Origin of the sequence: Amycolatopsis sp. YIM 10, assembly GCF_009429145.1 — a bacterium.
Classification (GTDB): domain Bacteria; phylum Actinomycetota; class Actinomycetes; order Mycobacteriales; family Pseudonocardiaceae; genus Amycolatopsis.
Genome location: NZ_CP045480.1, coordinates 285,218 through 304,819 on the forward strand (window position 1 = coordinate 285,218; position 19,602 = coordinate 304,819).

Here is a 19,602-nt window from a genome sequence, read left to right on the forward strand (position 1 = left end):
CGCCCGGTCGGTTCTCCGACATCGGCAGTGACAACGGTTGCCGAGTCGAAAGACCGGGGCCACGGCTGGAATTCGCTAGTCGCCCACGGCGATTCGGATGCGGTGGTGCTTGGGGGTTTCGATCTCGTCGACCACCGCGATCGCCAGGTCCGCGTAGGACAGGTGGCCCGGCTCGCCCGGGGTGAGCACCTGGTCGCCACCGGTGCGGTAGTGGCCGGTGCGCGCGCCCTCGTCGAGCACCATCGGCGGTGAAAGCATCACCCAGTCCAGCTCGGCCGGTGCGGCTCGCAGTACGTGCAGGCCGACGGTGTGCCCCAGCGCGAACGGCAGGTATTCGGCCGGGAAGCCCGGCTCGTCCATCAACCGCACGCCGGGCGAGACCTCCAGGTTGGCGGCCATGCCGATGGCCACCAACCTGCTGACGCCCGCCCGCGGCAGCCCATCGAGCAGGGCCAGCGCCGCCTCGGCGAAGATCAGGTCGGCCGGTCGGTCCAGCGCGGCGGCGGCGTGCACCACGGCGTCGTGCCCGGCCACCACCTCGGCAACGCTGCTCGCGCTGCCGATGTCCCCGGCGACCACGTCGGCCGTCAGGTCGGGGTACTTGGCCGGATCCCGCACCACGGCCGTCACCCGGTGCCCCCGCCCGGCCGCCTCGGCGACGACGGCTCGGCCCGCCCGGCCCCCGGCACCGAAAACCACGATTGCGCTCATCGGATTCTTCCTTTCGTTCGGTGTGGACCGCACCGAACGTATTCAGGAAAAATCCGTTACTGCAACGAAAGCCAGTTACCCCGAGGGAACCTTCAGATCGTCGAGGAAGGCGAGGCAGGTGGCGCGCATCCGGCTCACCGGCATCGCCGTCGAGCCGAGCAGCACCTGGTAGGCCAGGCCGTCGATCATCGAGATGAGCATGTTCGCCAGGTGCACCGCGTTGCCCGGCCGCAGCTGCCCGCCGCGCTGCCCGTCGCGGATCACCCCGGCCACGATGCGCCGCCAGTCGCCGTACATCCGGTCGTGCAGCTCGCGAAGTTCCGGCTGGTGCATGCCCTGCGACCACAGCTCGGCCCAGACCTTCCACGCCTCGGTGGTCTCTTCGCCGTCGGGCAGGTACGAATCCACCACCAGCCGCAGCTTCTGCACCGGATCGTCGCTGGTGTCCAGAATCCAGCGACGACGTTGCAGCGAACGCACGTAGTTGTCTTCGAACGCGGCGTGCACCAGGTCCTGCTTGGTGTCGAAGTAGTAGTGCACCGTGCCGCCGCTGACCCCGGCCGCCGCGGCCACATCGGACACCCGCAGGCGCGCGAAGCCCTTGTCCGCGATGACCGCGCACGCCGCCCGCAGGATCTGCGCGCGCCGCTCGGCTTCCACGCTGGGACGGGGCATGATCAGACGCTACCAATCGATCCGGAAATCGTGCCCCTTCGCAGCCGGTTCGGCGAACCGGAGCATCTCCGCGCCCTCCTTTTCCAGCGCCCGGATGTCCTTTTTGGAAATCTTCTCGAACGGCTCGACGGTCAGCGTGGCGATGCCCTTGTCCCGGCCGATGCGCCACCGGCCGCACACGAAGCCGTCGGCCAGCACCACCTGCGGGATGAGCCCGTTCTTGGTGAAGATCCGCTTGCGGTACTCGTCGCTGAGGATGCGGGTGCGGTCGGCGAAGGAGAGCAGGTTCTGGTCGAAGCCGCCGAGGAAGCGCACCGGCGCCGGGGTGTCCGGGTCCGGCCGCGGCGCGTCGGGCAGATCGAACAACTCGCGCCCGGCTTCGTTGCGGAAGGAACGCAACCGCGGCCGCAGCCGGTCGGCCACTTCGCCGAGCCTGGTCAGCCCGCACCAGGCCTGCACGTCCTGCACGCTCGCCGGGCCGAACGCCCGCAGGTAGCGGAGCACGAAGTCCTCGGGCGACGGGTTCGCCGGAACGGGCTCGCCGACCCAGTCGTCCAGCGGGGCGTAGGTGGGCTGGCCGGATTTGCCCCACAGACCGCGCGGCGGGATCTGCACCAGTGGCAGGAGGTTCCTGGCCACCTGGGTGAGCGAGGACGGCGCCCGCCCCGGCCATCGCTCGGCCAGCGCCTCCCCGAGCGCCTTGGCCGACCGCGGCTGCTCGGCGAGCAGTTCCCGCGCGTACGCCGCCACCGCGGCGAAGTCCAGGTCGTGCCAGTTCGGGGAGTGCAGGGTGTTGCCGCGGAGATCGGAGTCCATGACCGGCTGGGTCAGCGGGCGCCAGTCGAGCGCGTCGCGCGCGGTGAGCAGGTGCACGGTGCCGCGCATGGTGACGATGCGGACCACCCGGCGGTCCAGCAGCAGTTGCGCCAGCTCGTCCGGCTGGAAGCCGGTCAGCCGCGTCCACAGCGCGAAGTACGGCGGGGACGGCGACTGGGCCTGCAGCCCGGCGAGGTGTTCCACCGCGTCGTACGCGGACATCCGCTCCCGGGCCAGCAGCAGCTGGCGGCTCAGCGTGGCCCGGTTCAGCGCACGCGTGGTCAGTACGTCCCCAGTCGGCATGCGCTGAGCCTAGATTCCCCGGCGAATGGTGTAGCCAGTCCCACCGCGCCGAGCTTGCTCTCCGGTGAAGAATCAGCGGCATGGACAACGTGTGGCGGCGAGCGGTCGCGGCCTTCCGGTACAGCCTCGGCACCCTGGGCACGGGGATCGTCACTGCCTTCATGCTGCCGGTGATGCTCTTCACCGCCGCGGTGAGCCTGCTCGGCATCGGGCTGGTGGCGCTGCCGCACGAACTGCGGTGGCTCGGCCGGATCGCCGACTTCGAACGGCGGCGCGTGGGTGCCCGGCTGGGCCGGGAGATCCCCGGCCACCAGCGGCTCGACGGTGACCTGCGGGCGCAGCTGGCCGACCCCGCCACCCTGCGCGACCTGCGCTGGCTGCCGGCGAACATGCTGGGCGGGCTGGTGCTGGGCACGCTCGGCACCGGCTTGGCGGTGCTGCCGCTGCTCGCCGTGCCCACCATCTCGCTGTGGTGGTTGTTCCCGGACGACGACCCGATGCGGGTGATCGCGAACATCCCGGTGACCAGTTGGGGCAGCGCCGTCGGGCTCGGGTTGGTGCAGCTCGTGCTGTGCCTCGTCCTGGCGTTGTTCGTGGTGCCGCTGATCGCTGACCTGAGCGCGCGCGTCTCCGGACTGCTGCTGGCGCCGTCAGCCAGGGAGAAGCTGACTGAACGGGTGGAGACGCTGGAGGAGACCCGCGCCGGTGCGGTCGACGCGCACGGCGCCGAACTGCGGCGGATCGAACGCGACCTGCACGACGGCACGCAGGCCAGGCTGGTGTCCATCGCGATGCGGCTGGGCCTGGCCGAACAGCAGCTCGAGCGGGATCCGCAGGCCGTCGCCACCCTGCTCGCCGAGGCGCGGGAGGGGGCCGAGGAGGCGATGACCGAACTGCGCGGGGTGCTGCGCTCGATGTACCCGCCGATCCTGGCCGACCGTGGGCTGGAGGGCGCGCTGGCCGCGGTCGCGGCGAACTGCCCGCTGCCGGTGGAGCTGGACGTGCCCTCGCTCGGCAAGGTGCCCGCCCCGGTGGAGGCGGCCGCGTACTTCGTGGTGAACGAGGCGCTCACGAACGTGGTCAAGCACAGCGGCGCGACCGGCGCGCAGGTCACCGTCACCCGTATCGGCGATACATTGAGCGTGGTCGTGACGGACAACGGGCGTGGCGGCATCAGCGAGGAGAGGGGAACCGGCGTGGCTGGGATGAGGCGCCGGATCGCCGCGCTGGACGGGCAGTTCCTGGTGGACAGCCCGGTGGGCGGCCCGACCGTGGTGGCGATGGACTGCCCGTGCGCGTCCTGATCGCCGAGGACAACGTCCTGCTGGCCGAAGGCCTGAAACTGCTGCTCGGCACTGCTGGGCACGAGGTGGTCGACGCGGTCACCGACGCCCCCGCCTTCATCGAGGCGGCGGCGCGGCACCGGCCCGATGTGTCCATTGTGGATGTTCGGCTGCCGCCGTCGTTCACCGACGAGGGCGTCCGGGCGGCGCTGCGCGTGCGGCGCGAGGCACCGGGTTCGCCGGTGCTGGTGCTTTCGCAGTACGTCGAGCAGACCTACGCCGGTGAACTGCTCTCCAGCGGTGAGGGCGGGGTCGGATACCTGCTCAAGGACCGGGTCGCGCGGGTGGCGGAGTTCCTGGACGCGCTCGAGCGGGTGGCCGGCGGGGGCACCGCGATGGACCCGGAGGTGGTCGCGCAGCTGCTGACCAAGCGCCACGACCCGCTGGCGGCGCTGACCGCGCGCGAACGCGAGGTCCTGGAACTGATGGCGCAGGGCTTCGCCAACGGCGAGATAGCCCGGCGGTTGGTGGTCACCGACCGGGCCGTGCACAAGCACGTCGGCAACATCTTCGCGAAACTCGACCTGCCACCGGACGAGGCCGGGCACCGGCGTGTTCTCGCCGTACTGGCTTTTCTCGGCTAGCCAGTGTTTCGGAAGTGGTTTGCGTGGCGGAACCTCAGTCGTCTTCTCGCTCCGGGAGCTCCATGGCTGAGCGCGAGCAGAACGAGCAGGCACAAGGCGGCGGCGCTGCCCGCGAACCAGCTCACGGCCGTGGTGAGGCTGACAGTGCTGGCGAGAATGCCGACGCCGATAACGGGCAGCCCCACACCGGTGTAGACGATGACGTAGAAGCTCGAGAGCACCTCGGCGCGACTGCCGGCAGGAGCCGTGTTGTTGACTGCGGTGAGCCCGCCGAGGAACACCAATCCGTGGCCGGCGCCCGCCAGGACCGTCGCTCCCAGCAGCAACGCGAGCGAGGGTGCGCTCCCGGTGAGCACGAGGAGTCCCAGCCCCAGCGCCAAGACCGGTAACCCCACGAGCTGGAGACGGCGTGGTGGTCGTCCGTAGGTGAGGAGCTGGACAACGGCTGAGCAGGCCAGCATCAGTGCCGCGGTTCCTCCGCCAAGGAGTAGGTTCGCGCTGTTCGTGAGCGCGGCAACGTAGGCCGGAATGAGGCTGAGGAACAGTCCGATTACCGCGAAGGCAAGGAAGTTGGCTGCCCCGCTGGTCACGAACACCGCTCGCGTCGTGGGCGGAAGCTGCGGGCGCCGAGGCCGCCACCGGGTCCGTTGCTGCGTGGACGGCATCCGCGCGACCGTGACGACTGCCGGTATCAGCAGCACGATCTCGACGACAAACGGCACCACATCCGGCGCCGTGGCGTACTCCGCGAGCACTCCGGCCAGCACCGGGCCAAGCCCCAGTCCGCCCACGGACGCCACGGTGGAGACCAACGCGGCCTTGCGGCGGCTGCCGGAGGGTTCGAGTTCGCTGAGCGCGGCAGTCAACGCCCCGGAAGCCGCACCAACGGCAAGGCCCTGCAGGATCCGAGCGGCGAACAGCCACCCCGTGCTGGTGGCGAGCGCGAATCCGAGTGATCCCAAGCCCGCCAGCACGAGGGCGGGCAGCAGCACGCGGCGCCGCCCGATGGCATCCGAGAGCGGACCGGCCACCAGCAAGGACGGGATGAGCACGGCCACGTAGACGGCGAAGATCAGCGTGACGACGAACGGCGAGAAGCCGAACCGCGTTTCGTAGCTGCGATACAGAGGTGTCGGCAGATTCGTTCCGGTCAACAGGATCAGCAACGTGTAGGCCGTGGCCCAGAACCGCCACCCGCTCGCCCGACCGGTCCGCGGACCGCCGCCGGACGACTCCGCTGGGCCACGCGACAGGGCCGCCTCGGTAGCGCTGGTGTCGTTCGGCATGCGGCCCTCCTCTATGTTCGCCAATTCCGAACATAGCAGATGTTCGAGCATGCCGAACATGTTCGGTACGGTGGAAGCCATGGCGAGCAGGACGGCGACCAAGCTTGTGCACCCGGCGCGGGACGAGCTGGAGTTCACGACCGTGATGGCGGCGCTCAGCGACCCTGTCCGGCTGGCGATCGTCGCTCGGCTTGCCGAGGCCGAGCCGGAGGGCGAGCTCGCCTGCGCGACGTTCGCGCTGCCGGTCAGCAAGTCCACCCAGAGCGGCCACTTCAAGACGCTGCGCGAGGCAGGCGTGATCCACCAGCGAGACGAAGGAACCAGGCGGCTGAACCGGCTTCGGCGCGAGGATCTTGACGCTCGCTTCCCGGGCTTGCTCGACCTGGTCATCCCTCAAGGGCGCGACATCATCGCCGGCTGGGCCTGACCATCTCCCGGAGGCCGAATCCCGTGGCCGGGAAATCGGTTGCGCGCCCGGAAATGCGAAGATTCTTCGAATTGAGACCTGGGACACAACCCACCGGTATACCGAGAGGTAGGTCTTAAAAGAGAGGAGCGGCCAGGTTTTCCCTTCCTCTGGCCGGTGGAGGAATCTGTAGTGGCCGCCGTGCTCTGTGGACTCGGCGCGTGGCTGCCGCCGCGCGTGCTCGCCAACGAGGAGATTGCCGCCAGGCTCGACACCTCCGACGAGTGGATCCGCAGCCGCACCGGCATCGCCGAGCGGCGGGTGGCCGAAGCTGGAACGTCCACTGTGGACATGGCGGTGGCCGCCGGGCGCCAGGCGCTGGACTCGGCCGGGCTGACCGAGGTCGACGCGGTGGTGCTGGCCACGGCCACGCCGGACCAGGTGTGCCCGGCGAGCGCGCCGCAGGTCGCCGCCCGGCTCGGGCTCGGCGAGGTCAACGCGGTCGACGTGAACGCCGTGTGCAGCGGATTCCTCTACGCGCTGGCGACCGCGAGCGGATTCATCGCGGGCGGGATCGCGCGGCGGGTGCTGGTGGTCGGGGCGGACACCTTCACCACGCTGGTCGATCCGGACGACCGCGGCACCGTGCCGATCTTCGGGGACGGCGCGGGTGCCGTGGTGCTGCGGGCCGGCGACGCCGACGAACTCGGCGCGCTCGGCCCGTTCGCCCTGCACAGCGACGGCGCGCTGGCGGACCTGCTGATGGTGCCCGCGGGCGGCGCGAAGCAGCGGCGATCGGACAACCCGCATGACTACTTCCTTGACATGCAAGGCCAGGCGGTGTTCCGGCAGGCCGGTACACGCATGGCCGAAGCGTCGCGCAGTGTGCTGGACCAGGCGGGCTGGACCGTCGGCGACGTGGACCGGTTCATCGGCCACCAGGCCAATATCCGCATCCTGCAGGCGACCGCGAAGTTTCTCGGCCTGCCACAGGACGCGCTCGTGGTGAACATCGAGCGGACCGGCAACACCAGCGCCGCTTCCATCCCGCTCGCGATGGCCGACGCGCAGCGCGACGGCACGCTGATCGCCGGGCAGCGGGTCCTGCTGAGCGCCTTCGGCGCCGGCCTCACCTGGGGCGCGACGCTGTTGCGCTGGCCCACCTTGGCGACCGCTTGAGGCCGTTCTGATTTCTCGGAGCACTCCCTGACTGTGCCCCGCGGCGGGGTGTCCCCGCTCCGGCCGAACCGAATCTGTGGACAACCACCCCACCTGTGGACAACTCGGGGCAGCTCGGGGCGAATTCAGGCAGTCGGTGTGTAGGTGACCGTAGGCTGTTGTCGTCCGCGGAGTTGCAGGCGCCGGTGACGGCGCCAGCGACCTCGTTCGGTGGTGGTGGCGGCTTCGACCACGGCCTGGCTGGCCAAGATCCGACTGCGTACCTTCTTCGCGCTGTCGGTGAGGCGGGCGGCTTCGTTGACCGCGTCACCGATCACCGTGTACTCGAAGCGGCTGCTCGAACCGAGTTGCCCGGCGAACACCCGGCCACTGGCCACGCCGATGCCCAGATCCAGCTCACCGGCTTCGCGGACGGAGTCCCGGATGGACCGGGCCGCCTGTAGCGCCGCCGTCGCCGGATCCGCCAGCCGCGTCGGTGCACCGAAGACGCACAGAGCCGCGTCGCCCTGGAACTTGTTGACCAATCCGCCGTGCGTGCCCACGGCGTCGACCACGGAGGCGAAGAAGCGATTGAGCTTGCGCACCACTTCGACCGGCGGCGACTGGTACGCCATCGCCGTCGAGTCGACCACGTCCACGAACAGCGCGGTCACCTCGCGCACGTCACCCGACAGCGAGGCGCCGAACTCGAGCGCGTGCCGCGCCACGTCCGCGCCCACGTGCCTGCCGAACAGATCACGCAGCCGGGCCTGCTCGCGCAGCCCTTCCACCATGTCGTTGACCGACGCCTGGAGCTTGCCGATCTCACTGGAGTCGTCGACCGGCACCCGCACGTCCGTGTGCCCGCGGGCGACGCGGTCCAGCGCGACCTTGAGCTGGTGCAGCGGCGAGGCGACCGAGCGGGCCAGCAGCGCGGTCGCGATTGCCCCGATCACCAGGCCGATCGCCGAGAGCAGGATCAGGCTCGGTGTCGGATCACCGCTGCCGAGGTTCGGTGGCGCCACCACCAACAGCACGCCCAGCATCGGCACGCCGCTGGCCAGCGCCCAGGTCACCACCAGCCGGGTGAGCACGGTCACCGAGACCGTGCCGTCGGCCGGGCGGGCCTTCAGCGCCAGCGTCATCACCGGGCGGGCCAGCCGCTCGGCGAGCAGGTACGTGAGCCCGGCCGTGGTCAGCCCGCCGAGCAGGATGGTCAGTCCGACGCCCATCGCGTCCCACACCGAGCCGAGCACCCAGGCGAGCGTGCCGAGCACCAGCGAGCCGGTCAGCCACAGGGTGCCGCTGACCAGCGCGAGGTCGATCGGGATGCGGAGCGCGCGGCGCACCTCGTCCTCGGACGGCTCGCGGTCGAAGAGGAACCAGACGGCCGTCCGGCGCTGCAGCAGCGCTGTCCACAACGAACCGGCGAGCAGCGAGAACAGGGTGTACGCGGCGGCGCAGATGGCCATGGTCCAGCCGTGCTCACCGACGTCGTGCGGAATTCCCTGCAGCACGAGCAGCAGGAACACCACGCCGGAACCGCACACACTGGACCCGACGCCGAGCCCGGCGAAGCCGAGGCTGGTGCGCAACAGCAGGGGGAACCGCGGAGGAAGACTCTGGCGGAGGCGGCTGGTGCGCACGTGATGATCGTACGTAGGGAAAATGCGTGGCCGCGCTTCACAGCGGAAATTACCCTGGCCGGTCGTTGGACGCGAAAGGGGAAATGCGGTGGAGCCGCTCACAGAGGCCGAGATCAGGGCGTCGTTCGTCAACTGCTCGAAAGGCGAGGCGAAGGGACTGACGCTACCGGCCCGGACCGAAGAGATCCGCTGGTCGGACCTGGATTTCCTGGCCTGGAGGGATCCACGGGCGCCGCAGCGCGCGTACCTGGTGACCCGGCACGAAGGCGACGTGGTCGGCATGTCGCTGCGGGCGACCGACCCGCCGAAGAGCCGGTTGCGCAGCGGGATGTGCGGACTGTGCATGACCACGCACGGGTTGATCGACGTGGCGCTCTTCTCCGCGCGCCGGGCGGGGAAGTCCGGAAAGGACGGGAACACGCTCGGGCTGTACGTGTGCGCGAACCTGCGCTGCTCGGACTACCTGCGCGGGAAGCTCAAGCCGGACACGCCGCAGCCCAACGAGACCGTCACGCTGGACGAGCGGATCGGGCGGCTGGAAGCGAAACTGCACCGGTTCGTGGAGCAGGTGCTGGAAACCCGCTGAGGCCGGGACGCTCAGGAGGCTTTCTTCTGCTTCCCGGAACTGGAGGAGGCCTTCTTGACCGCCTTCTCCAGTTCGGCGCGGCTCAACTTCGAGCGGCCCTTGATGTCCAGGTCGCGCGCCATTTTGTCCAGGTCCGCCTTGCTGAGCGAGGACAGGTCCGTGGACGCGGTCGACGGCTTCCGTCCCTTGACGCTCTTCGCCAGCGCCTCGAACAGGTCGACCACCTGGGTGGCCTGCGCGGGCTCCTCCTCCGGCGTGACCGTGCGCCCGGCCTTCTTGTCCCGCACCAGTTTTTCCACCCGCGCGGTGTAGGTGTCCTGGTAGTTCTTGGGTTTCCACGGTTCGGACATCGAGTCGACCAGCGCCACCGCCATGTCCAGTTCCTTGCCGCGTGGCTTCTGCTTCGCGGGCAGCTTGCGCAACTCCTTCGCCGGATCCCGCAGGTCGGCGGGGAAGTGCAGGGTGTTCAGCACCAGCACCCCGTCGCCGGCCCGGACCGCGGCCAGGTATTCCTTGCCCCGCATGACGAACTTCGAGATCGCCGCCTTGTTCGTCTTGTCCATCGCGGCCAGCAGCAGCGTGTACGCCCGCTCGAACTCCTCCTTCGACGGCACCAGCCAGTACGTCTTCTGGAAGTACGCCGGATCGATCTCGTCGAGGTCCACAAAGGCCTCGATGTCCAGCGCCCGCGACCGGCCCGGCGCGATCTCGTCCAGTTCCTCCGGCTCGATCAGCACGTAGTCGCCGTCGTCGAGTTCGTAGCCCTTGACGATGTCGCTGTAGTCGACCTCCTTGCCGGTGCGCTCGTTCACCCGGCGGTACCGGATCCGGTCCGACGTGCCGCGTTCGAACTGGCGGAAGTGGACGGTGTGGTCCTCGGTGGCGCTGTACAACTCGACCGGCACCGTGACCAGGCCGAAGTTCACCGCACCGGACCAGATCGGTCGCGCCATGCGAGCCTCCAGGGGTACTCAGCTGAACTCGGCGAGCTGCGCGCCGGCCTCCTCGGCCGAGCCCGCGTGCTCGTGCATGTCCTGCCAGGGGTCTTCCTTCTGCGCCAGGCGGCGGCGCAGCTTCGGGATGTCGTAGCCGTCCGGTTCGGTCCGGCCAAGCTCGTCCCAGTCGAGCGGGGTGGCCACCCTGGCGCCGGCCCGTCCGCGCAGCGAATAGGGCGCGACGAAGGTCTGCGCGTACCCGTTCCTGGCCGTGTCCAGGAAGATGCGCTTGCCGCGCTTGTTCTTCCGGAACTCCGTGGTGAGCATGGCCGGTGCCTTCGAGGCCAGGAAGTCCGCCGCCTCGCGGGCGAAGGACACGACGGTCTCATGTGGACTCTGGCGATCCAGCGGAGCCACCACGTGGTACCCGCGACCGCCGGTGGCCTGCACGTACGCGGTCAGGCCGACCGCCTTGTACAGCTCGCGCACCGCCCGCGCGACCTCCCGCAGCGAGTCCACCGCGGTCCCGTTCGGCGGGTCGATGTCGATCACCACCAGGTCCGGGTGGTCCAACGTGTCCCAGCTGGAGGTCCAGATGTGGAACTCCAGTGCGGCCTGGTTCGCCAGGTAGACCAGGGTCGCCGGGTCCTCGGCGAACACGTGGCGCGTGGTGCCGCCGCCGTCGTGCTGCGGGACGTCCTCGGTGCGCATCCAGTCCGGCCAGTGCGACGGCGCTTCCTTCTGGAACCAGTTCTCGCCGCCGACGCCGTGCGGGTAGCGGCGCATGGTCAGCGGACGGCCGCGCAGGTGCGGCAGCATCGCCTCGGCCACGGTCCGGTAGTGCTCGATCACCTCGCCCTTGGTCACCCCGTCGGCCGGGTAGTACACCTTGTCCAGGCGCGTGGTCTTCACGTCCAGTGCCGGCATCTCGCTCTCCACCTCCCGCGGTGCCTTGTCCGTGCGCAGCCCGAGGTACCGGGCGTGCCGCATCCGGCCGTCCGAGGTCCACTCCGCGAACCCCGCCTGCACCACCAACTCCGGCTCGACCCAGTGCGGCCGCCGCTCGGGCACCTCGCCGGTGAACGGGGAGTCCGGCCTGGACAGTTCCCGCAACCGCTCGTGCAACTCGCGCAGCGTGCGCTGGTCGAAACCGGTGCCGATCTTGCCGGCGTACCGGAGCACGTCGCCTTCGTAGTACCCAGCCAGCAGCGCGCCGAACCCAGCCCGCGTCCCGGTCGGGTCGGTGTACCCGCCGACCACCACCTCCTGCTCGCGCACGCACTTCAACTTCAGCCAGTCGGAGGACCGTCCGGCGCGGTACGGCGCGTCGGCGCGTTTGGCGATCAGCCCCTCCCAGCCCTCGTCGCGGGCTTCGGCGAGGAACTTCTCACCCTCGGTGTCTCGGTGCTCGGACAACCGCAGCGGGTCGTCGAAGTCGAACGCGTCGGCGAGCAGCTGCTTGCGCTGGCGCAGCGGCAGGCTGGTGGCCTCCATGCCGCCGAAGGCCAGCAGGTCGAACACGTACAGGAAGACCTCGATCCCGGTGGCCATCGAGGCCTTCGGATCACGCAGGTGCATCCGGTGCTGCAGGCGCGCGAAGCTGGTGTGGCCCTGGTCGTCGAAGGCCACCACCTCGCCGTCGGCGACGAAGTCCGGTCCGCCCTGCTCGGCCAGCGCTTCGACGATCTCCGGGTAGGCGCCGTTCATCAGCTTCTGGTTGCGCGACCACAGCTGCGGCTCGCCGCCGCCTTCCCGGACGATCAGCGCCCGTACGCCGTCCAGCTTCCGTTCGAAGATCCAGTTCGGATCGGTGAACGGGCGGTCGGACAGCGTGGCCAGCATCGGCTCACGCTGGACCTTCATCGGCGCACCCCCGTGAAACTGTCAGAACCTGCAGCGAACTATGCGCCCCATCCTGTTCACCGCGGGGAACCACCGCAACGCCTTGAGCTGGAGCCGGGGCACCACGCCCACCTTCGGCAGGTCCTCTTCGGACGCGAACTGGGTCGCGTTGTGCTCGTCGACCAGTTCGAGGCCGTAGCGCTCCAGCTCCCGCGAGTCGTCCAGGCCCCAGTACAGCGTCGAGCCGCTCTTGCGCACCACCGGATTCAGCTTCTGCGCCTTGATGCCCAGCTTGCTGAACAGGTCGAAGACGAACTCGCCGGACGGGAAGCGTTCGACGATCCGCCGGATCAGTGCCTCGATCTCGGTTTCGCGCAAATACATGGTCAGGCCCTCGGCGACCACCACCACCGGCCGGTCGGCGGGCACCTCGTCCAGCCAGCCAAGCTCGGTCACCGAGGAGGCGATCATTCGGTAGCCGGGCCGCTCGTCCAGTTCGGGCCAGAGCTGGTGGCGCAGCTCGGCGATCTCCGGGAAGTCCACGTCGAACCACCGGGTCTCCGGTGGTGGGTCGAGCCGGAACACCCGGGTGTCCAGGCCGCAGCCCAGGTGCAGCACGGTGGCGCCCGGCTGGGCCTCGAGCGCGGCGCGCGCCCAGGCGTCGATCGATTTCGCCCGCAACGCCACGCTCAGCGCCATGCTGGGCTTCATCAGCTTGCCGAAGTCGTAGTCCAGCCTGCCCAGCGCTTCGTCCGCGGCGCTGTCCCCGAGGATCGGCTGAGCCGACCGGCTGTCCAGGGCCCGCCCCCAGAGCGTGGCGAGCATCGTCTCCTTGGCGCCGGTGAGCTGCACTCGCACCATGCTCCATCACCCCAATCACAAGTTTCACAACTTTGTGAATTGAGCGTACTCTCATTCGCCGGGGCGGTGGCTGAGCCCTTCACGGAGTTGGGTGAGCGTGCGGGCGAGCAGCCGCGAGACGTGCATCTGCGAGACGCCGATCTTCTCCGCGATCTGCGTCTGCGTCAGGTTGTGCACGAACCGCAGCGCCAGGATCTTCCGCTCGCGTTCGGGCAGGTCGCGGATCAGCGGCTGGAGCATCTCGTGGTTCTCCACGTCCGCGAGCGCGCTGTCCTCCTCGCCGAGCGTGTCGCCGAGCGAGACGTTGTCGGTGTCCCCGGAGAGCACCTCGTCGAGCGACATCGAGTGGTAGGCGTTGCCCGCCTCCAGGCCCTCGTACACCTCGTCCTTGTCGATGCCGAGGTGCGAAGCCAGCTCGCTCGGCGTCGGCGCACGGCCCAGCCGTTGCGCCAGCTCGGTGCTGGCGTTGCTGATCGTCAGGTGCAGTTCCTTGAGCCGCCTCGGCACCCGGATCACCCAGCCGGTGTCGCGGAAGTGCCGCCGCACCTCGCCCATCACCGTCGGCACGGCGAAGGACAGGAAGTCGAAGCCGCGCTCGGCGTCGAACCGGTCCACCGCGTTGATCAGGCCGACCCTGGCTACCTGGACCAGGTCCTCCTTGGCCACCCCGCGACCGGCGAAGCGCTGGGCGATGTGCTCGGCCAGCGGCAGGTACCCGGTCACCAGCTTGTCGCGCACCTCCCCGCGCCGCGGATCGTCCTCGGCCAGCGCGGCCATCTCGCCGAACAGTGGTGCGAGGTGCTCGTACCCGTTGGTGTCCGGCGGCTGGATTCCCGTCACGCGCCCGGCCGTACGTCGGCCCGACGCTTGGCGAGTTCGATGTGGACGACCTGTTCACCACCGGCGGGCACGTCCACCCAGCTGGCCGCCGAATCGGCCAGCGTGGTGAGCACGCGCCAGCCGAACGAGCCGGTGCTCGGCGCTTCCTCGTCGGCGGACGGCACCGTGCCGCGGAAGCGCAGCTGGCCGTCTTCGAGGACGAAGCGGCAGGTCAGCAGGCTGCCGGGTTGGGCACGGGTGATCAGTGTCGAGCAGGCCTCGTCGATGGCCAGCCGGAGGTCGGCGATGGTGTCCAGATCGAAGTCCGCGCGGACGGCGAGGTTGGAGACCAGCGCGCGGATGATCGGCAGGTGGGCCAAGTCGGCGCCCAGTCGTACCTCGATGTCGTCCAACGGCCCGATCTCGTCCAACGCGGGCTGTTTGCCGTTTGTCACGTCCACCTCGTCACTCGACCGTTGCGAAGCATTGCTACCCCGCGAGCGAAATCCCGAAACCCGTACCGATCCTCCTGGGACGTTCGTCACGTTGTCTAGCGGAACACACCCGCTGCGTGGACGAGACAGCCGGTGCTTAGGGTGCCCGTTGTGATGACCCAGTGACTTGGTGGCACGCGATTCTGATCGCTCTGGCAGGGGTTTGGGCGGGCACCATCAACGCGGTTGTCGGCTCGGGCACCCTGGTCACCTTCCCGGTGCTGGTCGCCTTCGGCTACCCGCCGGTGACCGCGACGACCTCCAACGCGATCGGGCTGGTGCCCGGCACGATCAGCGGTGCCTGGGGGTACCGGCACGAACTGCACGGGCAGGGCAGGCGGCTCGCCATCTACGGCATCGCGTCCTTCCTCGGTGCGGTCGGTGGCGCGATACTGCTGCTCGCCCTGCCAAGGGACGCCTTCGAGACCGTGGTGCCCGTGCTCGTCGGGCTGGCCGTGGTGCTGGTGATCGTCCAGCCCAAGGTGGCCGGCTGGGTGAGCGCGCGCCGGGAGCGCAAGGAGAAGCCGGAGAGGACCTACGGCCCGCTCCTGCTCTTCCTGCTGTTCCTCGTCGGCATCTACGGCGGCTACTTCACCGCCGCGCAGGGCATCATGATGGTCGCCTGCATGGGCATGCTGCTGTCCGATCCGGTGCAGCGCATCAACGGCATCAAGAACGTGCTCTCCGCCGTGGTGAACGTGGTGGCCGGCACCATCTACGCCTTCGTCGCCCCGGTCGACTGGGCAGTGGTCGGCCTGCTGGCCGCCGGCTCGGTGCTCGGCGGCCTGCTCGGCGCGAAGATCGGGCGCAAGCTGTCCCCGGTGGTGCTGCGCGGGGTGATCGTGGTGGTCGGGATCGCCGCGATCGTGCAGCTGGTGCTCAGGTGAGGGCCGGGAACGACCGGGCGGCGGCGAGGAAGGCCTCGTTCTCGTCCGGGTGGCCGATGGTCACCCGGGCACCGTCACCGGCGAACGGGCGCACGATCACCTTGTTCGCCAGCGCGTGCTCGGCGAATTCGACGGTCTTCTCGCCCAGCGGCAGCCAGACGAAGTTCGCCTGCGTCTCCGGCACCTGGTAGCCGGCCTCCAGCAGGGCGTCGCGCACGCGCGAGCGCTCGGAGACGATCTTCGCGCAGCGCGCCAGCAGCTCCTCCTCGGCGTCGAGCGAGGCGATGGCGGCGGTCTGGGCCAGCGAGTTCACGCTGAACGGGATGTAGACCTGGCGCAGCGCGGCGGTGATGTGCTCCGGCGCGACGGCGTAACCGACGCGCAGCCCGGCCAGGCCGTACGCCTTGGAGAAGGTTCGCAGCACGGCCACGTTTCCGCGACCGGCGGCCAGCTCCAGCCCGTCCGGCACCTCGCGATCGGTGACGAACTCGCGGTAGGCCTCGTCCAGTACCACCAGCACGTGCGGCGGCACCGCGTCGAGGAAGCGCACCAGCTCGGCGCGGCGGACCGCGGTTCCGGTCGGGTTGTTCGGGTTGCACACGAAGACCAGCCGCGTCTTCGGCGTGATCGCGGCGAGCATGGCGTCCAGGTCGTGCGTGTGCCCGGCGTCCAGCGGCATGGGCAGCGCGGTGGCGCCGACGATCTGGGTGAGGATCGGGTAGGCCTCGAACGAGCGCCAGGCGAACATCACCTCGTCACCCGGTTCACACAGCGCCTGGATCAGCTGCTGGCAGAGCGCGACCGAGCCGCAGCCGACCGCGATCCGCTCCTGCGGCACCTCGAACCGGCCGGCGATCCGGTCGACCAGCGCCCACGCGCCCATGTCGGGGTAGCGGTTGATGTCGGCCGCCGACGCCGCGATCGCCGAGGCGACGCTGGGCAGCGGACCAGCCGGAACCTCGTTGCTGGCCAGCTTGATCGCCCCCGGGACGGAGCGGCCGGGCACGTACTTCGGCAGCGACTCGAGACCGGCGCGGGTCGGCACGACGGACGGAGTGGACATCAAGGCTCCTCGTGGGTCACTTGGTCTGCTCCTGCCACGTTAACCCGGCTGGATCCGCAGGTTGAGGTTGACTCACGTTCACCCACCAGTGGTTGAGTAGGCGCATGACGCAAACCCACACCGACGACTACCGGCGCGCCGACGGCCGCGCGCTGCGCCTGACCTTCGCCGAGCCCGATGGCGTGGTCCGCGGCGGACTGGTGGTGCTGCACGAAGCGGACGGCGTCACCGACGGGGTGCGCTTCCTGGTGTCCAGCCTCGCTGAGGAAGGCTGGCTCGCGGTGGCCCCGCACATCTACGACGGCGCCGAGGACGGGAAGCTCACCGGGCAGGACGTGCTCGCCGCCACCGACATCACGCTGGCCTGGCTGGTCGAGCGCGGGGTGCAGGCCGATCTGCTCGGCGTGGTGGGCTTCGACCTCGGTGGCACCGCCGCGCTGGTGGTCGCCTCGAGCCGGAAGCTGGGGGCGGCGGTCAGCGTCGGCGGTCAGTCCTCGGCGAACGACCTGCCCGCGCTGATGGACATCGCGGGCAAGCTGACCAGCCCGTGGCTCGGCATCTACGGCGACTCCGGCGACGAGAGCGGAGTGGCCGAGGTGGAGCGCCTGCGCGAGGTCGCCGCTTCGTCGAAGGTGGCCACGAACGTGGTCCGTTACCCGGGCGCCAACCACCGGTTCGACGCCGATCCCGGGGCCGCGGCGGAAGCCTGGCAACGCACGCTGAGCTGGTTCGACGCGCATCTGCGCTGAGCGGGAGCGAACGAGTCCCCACCCGCGTCCAAGCCCGGTACAGTTCAGCTTTGAGTGTCACGCAGGGTGGGGATTCGAAAATGGCTGCTGTGAACAAACCGACGGGTTCGAGCACACCGCCACCGCCGGCCTTCGCGCCGGCGGCCGGTGGGGCGCTCGCCCCGATCGCCGGTCAGGTCCGGGACGTCAAGATGCAGGCCAAGAAGGGCAGCCTGCAGCTCAGCGACGAGGCGGCGGAGGGCCTGCTCGGCGCGCTCGCCGAGATCGAGGCCACGGTCAACCAGCTCATCCGGGACTCGCGGGAGCTGGACGTGCCGCTGCGGCTGGGCGCCAACTTCGTCGGCCGCACGATGAGCGAGCGACTGCGCGAGGCCGCCACCTCCGCGGCGACGCCGGTGCTCCAGGACTTCGGCAGCGTGCTCAACGACCTCGAACTGACCGTGCGCGCGGCGCGGAAGAACTTCAAGGCCACCGACGCGGAGGCGCAGGACCTGCTGGCGGACGCCCGGCGCAGGCTGGACGACGTGCACGGCTACGGCGGTGAGTCGAGATGAACCGCCCCGACGAGGCCGAGTGCCTGCCCTACCCACCGCCCTACCCGCCCGGCGAGCCCGACCCGGTCGCCGGTGACCTGGGCACCCCGGTGGACTGGCTGACCTACCAGCATCCCGAGCTGTACACGATGGTGCACGAGGAAGTGGACCTCGCCGGCGCACAGACCGTCGCCGCGACCTGGGCCACCCTCGGTGACAAGCTGACCGAGATCGCCGCGGACCTGCGCGCCGCGATGGCGAAGGCGAGCCAGGGCTGGACCGGCGCGGCCGCGGAGAAGACCAAGGAGACCGTGGAACGGCTCTCCGCCTGGTGCGACGAGACCGGGGTCAGGGCGACCGAGGTCTGCGCCTGCGTGACCAGGCAGGCGGAAAACGTGCGGGTCGCGCAGAACTCGATGCCCGAGCCGCGGATGACCGTGCTGCCGTACCCGATGCCGGCTGGTGGCACGTCGGCGATGTCGTTCTCGGCGGGTCCGGAAATAGTCGCGGATGACGAGGAGAGCCGTCGCCGCAGCGACGAGCTGCACCAGCGGGCCGCCGACGTGATGAAGCAGTTCCAGCAGGATTCGTACGAGGTCTACGGCACCGTGCCGGAGTTCAGCACGCCGGCCGGGGACCCGATCATCTACAAGACTCCCGAGGTACCGCCGGACCAGCCCAAACCGGAGCCGGAACCCGAACCCGAGCCGGAGCAGCCCGACGATTCGACCGGCGCGAGCGGTGTGACCGGGGGCGACAGCCCGATCGATGGGGTGATCGGCGGCTACACGCCTCGTGAGCCGGCGCCCGCCACGCCGGTGCCGATGGTCGGCGGCGGTGGCGCCCAGGTCGGCGGGGCCATGCAGGACCCGGCGCCGGGCGGCCGCGCCGGTAGCCACCCCGGTGCACCCGGTCCCGGTGTCGCTCCCGCGGCCGCGGCTGCCGCGGCTTCGCGAGGTGGTGCGGCCGGGATGCCGATGGGCGCGATGCCGATGGGTGCCGGTGCGCAGCGCCAGGAGGACATCGAGCACAAGCTGCCCGGATACCTCCAGGAGGAGGACAACATCTTCGCGGCCGACCTGAAGGTCGCGCCGCCGGTGCTCGGGGAAGAAGGGCCGCGTCGCCGTGCGTGATCCGGACACCGGGTGGATTCGCCTCTACCCCAACGAGTTCTTCCTGTTGTGGACGCGGCTCGGGCTGGGCGAGCCGCCCACGGTGCTCGGCATCGGCCACGTCGGGCGCACCGCCGCTTCGCGCCGCTGGCACGCCGAGGCGGCCGACGCCGCACTGAGCGCCCGCGACCTCGGCACGATGGACCACCCCGCGCCCGACCTGGTGCAGGCGCTGAAGATCCTCGGCGAGAGCGAGCTGCGCCTCGACCTGCACCTCGCGGGTGAAGGCGGGGAGATCCGGTCGTTCTCGGCGGCCGGTCGCCAGGGCGCCGCGACCGCCGAGGTGGTCGGCCGGGAGGTCCGGGTGGGCATGGTCCGTGAGCCGCTGCTGGTGGCGACCATGCTCGACGCGCTCAAGCCGCTGCCCGCGGCGCCGGGTGGCCCGGCGAACGTGCGGGTGGAGGACTTCCACGACGCCTGCGCCGAGGGTGAGCGCGACGGCCGGGCCGGGTTCCTCGGCAGGCTGGAGGACAGCGGGGTCCGCGGTGGTGAGGCAGGCGTCCTGCTGAAGCTGCTGACCGGGCGCACCGGCGGCGGGCAGTTCGGCGCGGGCGTGCGCGGGCGGTCGGGTCGCTGGTCGAGGGCCGCGAGCGTGGTCAACTGGGTGGACACCGAGGAGGGCCGGTACGCGCTGCGCACGCGCGGCGGCTGGCTCACCGCCACGCCGGTGGACTCCTTACGGCTGAGGGTGTGGGCTCAGGACATGGTCGGGGAGCTCGTCGGTAGATAGGCT

At 70.1% G+C, this 19,602-nt stretch carries 21 protein-coding genes; 10 read left to right on the plus strand and 11 right to left on the minus strand.

Translation table 11 applies throughout. The features are described 5' to 3' along the window. Positions 1–75 precede the first annotated feature (75 nt). The 3 genes from YIM_RS01380 to YIM_RS01390 all read right to left on the minus strand — a co-directional run bounded on the left by YIM_RS01380 (position 76) and on the right by YIM_RS01390 (position 2,505). Positions 76–711, minus strand: coding sequence for an NAD(P)-dependent oxidoreductase (locus YIM_RS01380; RefSeq protein ID WP_153028609.1), 636 nt, complete (start codon positions 709–711; stop codon positions 76–78). 75 nt (positions 712–786) lie between these two features. After that, on the minus strand, positions 787–1,386 hold the full coding sequence (locus tag YIM_RS01385; RefSeq protein WP_153028610.1) for a TetR/AcrR family transcriptional regulator: 600 nt from the start codon (positions 1,384–1,386) through the stop codon (positions 787–789). Between the two features lie 9 nt (positions 1,387–1,395). Then, positions 1,396–2,505 carry a winged helix DNA-binding domain-containing protein gene (locus YIM_RS01390; RefSeq protein ID WP_153028611.1) on the minus strand — a complete coding sequence of 370 codons (1,110 nt, stop codon included), beginning with the start codon at positions 2,503–2,505 and terminating at the stop codon, positions 1,396–1,398. Positions 2,506–2,585: 80 nt separating this feature from the next. Between YIM_RS01390 and YIM_RS01395 the strand changes: the two genes are divergently transcribed. Next, complete coding sequence (locus tag YIM_RS01395) at positions 2,586–3,809, plus strand: sensor domain-containing protein (protein WP_153028612.1); 1,224 nt, start codon at positions 2,586–2,588, stop codon at positions 3,807–3,809. Next, entirely contained in the window at positions 3,797–4,432 is a 636-nt protein-coding gene (locus YIM_RS01400; RefSeq protein WP_153028613.1) for a response regulator transcription factor, read from the plus strand. The genes YIM_RS01395 and YIM_RS01400 overlap by 13 nt, the downstream gene beginning before the upstream one ends. Here the strand turns inward: YIM_RS01400 and YIM_RS01405 are convergent. Beyond that, positions 4,429–5,778, minus strand: coding sequence for an MFS transporter (locus tag YIM_RS01405; RefSeq protein ID WP_228004488.1), 1,350 nt, complete (start codon positions 5,776–5,778; stop codon positions 4,429–4,431). The genes YIM_RS01400 and YIM_RS01405 overlap by 4 nt on opposite strands. Between YIM_RS01405 and YIM_RS01410 the strand changes: the two genes are divergently transcribed. Together YIM_RS01410 and YIM_RS01415 are read left to right on the plus strand one after the other, a co-directional pair. Next, positions 5,768–6,145, plus strand: coding sequence for an ArsR/SmtB family transcription factor (locus tag YIM_RS01410; RefSeq protein ID WP_370468943.1), 378 nt, complete (start codon positions 5,768–5,770; stop codon positions 6,143–6,145). The two genes, YIM_RS01405 and YIM_RS01410, sit on opposite strands and share 11 nt — an antisense overlap. Before the next feature lie 156 nt (positions 6,146–6,301). After that, positions 6,302–7,303 carry a beta-ketoacyl-ACP synthase III gene (locus tag YIM_RS01415; protein WP_228004489.1) on the plus strand — a complete coding sequence of 334 codons (1,002 nt, stop codon included), beginning with the start codon at positions 6,302–6,304 and terminating at the stop codon, positions 7,301–7,303. A gap of 125 nt (positions 7,304–7,428) precedes the next feature. On the opposite strand, the gene YIM_RS01420 is transcribed toward YIM_RS01415, so the two are convergent. Beyond that, complete coding sequence (locus tag YIM_RS01420; RefSeq protein WP_153028614.1) at positions 7,429–8,928, minus strand: adenylate/guanylate cyclase domain-containing protein; 1,500 nt, start codon at positions 8,926–8,928, stop codon at positions 7,429–7,431. A gap of 88 nt (positions 8,929–9,016) precedes the next feature. Here YIM_RS01420 and YIM_RS01425 point away from each other — a divergent pair, with 88 nt between their 5' ends. Beyond that, entirely contained in the window at positions 9,017–9,514 is a 498-nt protein-coding gene (locus YIM_RS01425; protein ID WP_153028615.1) for an FBP domain-containing protein, read from the plus strand. An 11-nt stretch (positions 9,515–9,525) separates the two neighbouring features. Here the strand turns inward: YIM_RS01425 and YIM_RS01430 are convergent, their stop codons facing one another. The 5 genes from YIM_RS01430 to YIM_RS01450 are packed head-to-tail and all read right to left on the minus strand — an operon-like array spanning position 9,526 to position 14,426. Then, positions 9,526–10,467 (minus strand): Ku protein, encoded by a 942-nt coding sequence (locus tag YIM_RS01430; protein ID WP_153028616.1) that lies wholly within the window; start codon positions 10,465–10,467, stop codon positions 9,526–9,528. Between the two features lie 18 nt (positions 10,468–10,485). After that, entirely contained in the window at positions 10,486–12,312 is a 1,827-nt protein-coding gene (ligD, locus tag YIM_RS01435) for a DNA ligase D (protein ID WP_153028617.1), read from the minus strand. A 21-nt stretch (positions 12,313–12,333) separates the two neighbouring features. After that, positions 12,334–13,152, minus strand: a complete 819-nt coding sequence (locus YIM_RS01440; protein WP_153028618.1) for a class I SAM-dependent methyltransferase — start codon at positions 13,150–13,152, stop codon at positions 12,334–12,336. 51 nt (positions 13,153–13,203) lie between these two features. Next, positions 13,204–13,992 (minus strand): SigB/SigF/SigG family RNA polymerase sigma factor, encoded by a 789-nt coding sequence (locus YIM_RS01445; protein WP_304505986.1) that lies wholly within the window; start codon positions 13,990–13,992, stop codon positions 13,204–13,206. Further along, positions 13,989–14,426 (minus strand): ATP-binding protein, encoded by a 438-nt coding sequence (locus YIM_RS01450; protein WP_194240007.1) that lies wholly within the window; start codon positions 14,424–14,426, stop codon positions 13,989–13,991. Before YIM_RS01450 ends, YIM_RS01445 begins: the two co-directional genes overlap by 4 nt. 161 nt (positions 14,427–14,587) lie before the next feature. On the opposite strand from YIM_RS01450, the gene YIM_RS01455 reads away from it, so the two are divergent. Then, positions 14,588–15,352, plus strand: coding sequence for a sulfite exporter TauE/SafE family protein (locus YIM_RS01455; RefSeq protein ID WP_153028619.1), 765 nt, complete (start codon positions 14,588–14,590; stop codon positions 15,350–15,352). Here the strand turns inward: YIM_RS01455 and hisC are convergent. Further along, positions 15,345–16,415: a histidinol-phosphate transaminase gene (gene hisC / locus YIM_RS01460; protein ID WP_153028620.1), complete on the minus strand. Its 1,071-nt coding sequence runs from the start codon at positions 16,413–16,415 to the stop codon at positions 15,345–15,347. The two genes, YIM_RS01455 and hisC, sit on opposite strands and share 8 nt — an antisense overlap. A 104-nt stretch (positions 16,416–16,519) precedes the next feature. Here hisC and YIM_RS01465 point away from each other — a divergent pair, with 104 nt between their 5' ends. From YIM_RS01465 to YIM_RS01480, 4 genes are all read left to right on the plus strand, one after another. Further along, on the plus strand, positions 16,520–17,164 hold the full coding sequence (locus tag YIM_RS01465; RefSeq protein WP_153028621.1) for a dienelactone hydrolase family protein: 645 nt from the start codon (positions 16,520–16,522) through the stop codon (positions 17,162–17,164). A gap of 89 nt (positions 17,165–17,253) precedes the next feature. Further along, complete coding sequence (locus tag YIM_RS01470) at positions 17,254–17,718, plus strand: hypothetical protein (protein ID WP_153028622.1); 465 nt, start codon at positions 17,254–17,256, stop codon at positions 17,716–17,718. After that, positions 17,715–18,830, plus strand: a complete 1,116-nt coding sequence (locus YIM_RS01475) for a WXG100 family type VII secretion target (RefSeq protein ID WP_153028623.1) — start codon at positions 17,715–17,717, stop codon at positions 18,828–18,830. The genes YIM_RS01470 and YIM_RS01475 overlap by 4 nt, the downstream gene beginning before the upstream one ends. Beyond that, a complete protein-coding gene (locus YIM_RS01480; RefSeq protein WP_153028624.1) occupies positions 18,823–19,599 on the plus strand; it encodes an ESX secretion-associated protein EspG in 777 nt (258 codons plus the stop codon). The genes YIM_RS01475 and YIM_RS01480 overlap by 8 nt, the downstream gene beginning before the upstream one ends. Positions 19,600–19,602: the final 3 nt, after the last annotated feature.

Coding starts and splice junctions, on each gene's coding strand:
- YIM_RS01395 (WP_153028612.1), top strand. CDS start 2,586: ATGGACAACGTGTGGCGGCGAGCGGTCGCGGCCTTCCGGTACAGCCTC.
- YIM_RS01440 (WP_153028618.1), bottom strand. CDS start 13,152: ATGGTGCGAGTGCAGCTCACCGGCGCCAAGGAGACGATGCTCGCCACG.
- YIM_RS01465 (WP_153028621.1), top strand. CDS start 16,520: ATGACGCAAACCCACACCGACGACTACCGGCGCGCCGACGGCCGCGCG.
- hisC (WP_153028620.1), bottom strand. CDS start 16,415: ATGTCCACTCCGTCCGTCGTGCCGACCCGCGCCGGTCTCGAGTCGCTG.
- YIM_RS01410 (WP_370468943.1), top strand. CDS start 5,768: ATGCCGAACATGTTCGGTACGGTGGAAGCCATGGCGAGCAGGACGGCG.
- YIM_RS01430 (WP_153028616.1), bottom strand. CDS start 10,467: ATGGCGCGACCGATCTGGTCCGGTGCGGTGAACTTCGGCCTGGTCACG.
- YIM_RS01475 (WP_153028623.1), top strand. CDS start 17,715: ATGAACCGCCCCGACGAGGCCGAGTGCCTGCCCTACCCACCGCCCTAC.
- YIM_RS01405 (WP_228004488.1), bottom strand. CDS start 5,778: ATGTTCGGCATGCTCGAACATCTGCTATGTTCGGAATTGGCGAACATA.
- YIM_RS01385 (WP_153028610.1), bottom strand. CDS start 1,386: ATGCCCCGTCCCAGCGTGGAAGCCGAGCGGCGCGCGCAGATCCTGCGG.
- ligD (WP_153028617.1), bottom strand. CDS start 12,312: ATGAAGGTCCAGCGTGAGCCGATGCTGGCCACGCTGTCCGACCGCCCG.
- YIM_RS01390 (WP_153028611.1), bottom strand. CDS start 2,505: ATGCCGACTGGGGACGTACTGACCACGCGTGCGCTGAACCGGGCCACG.
- YIM_RS01380 (WP_153028609.1), bottom strand. CDS start 711: ATGAGCGCAATCGTGGTTTTCGGTGCCGGGGGCCGGGCGGGCCGAGCC.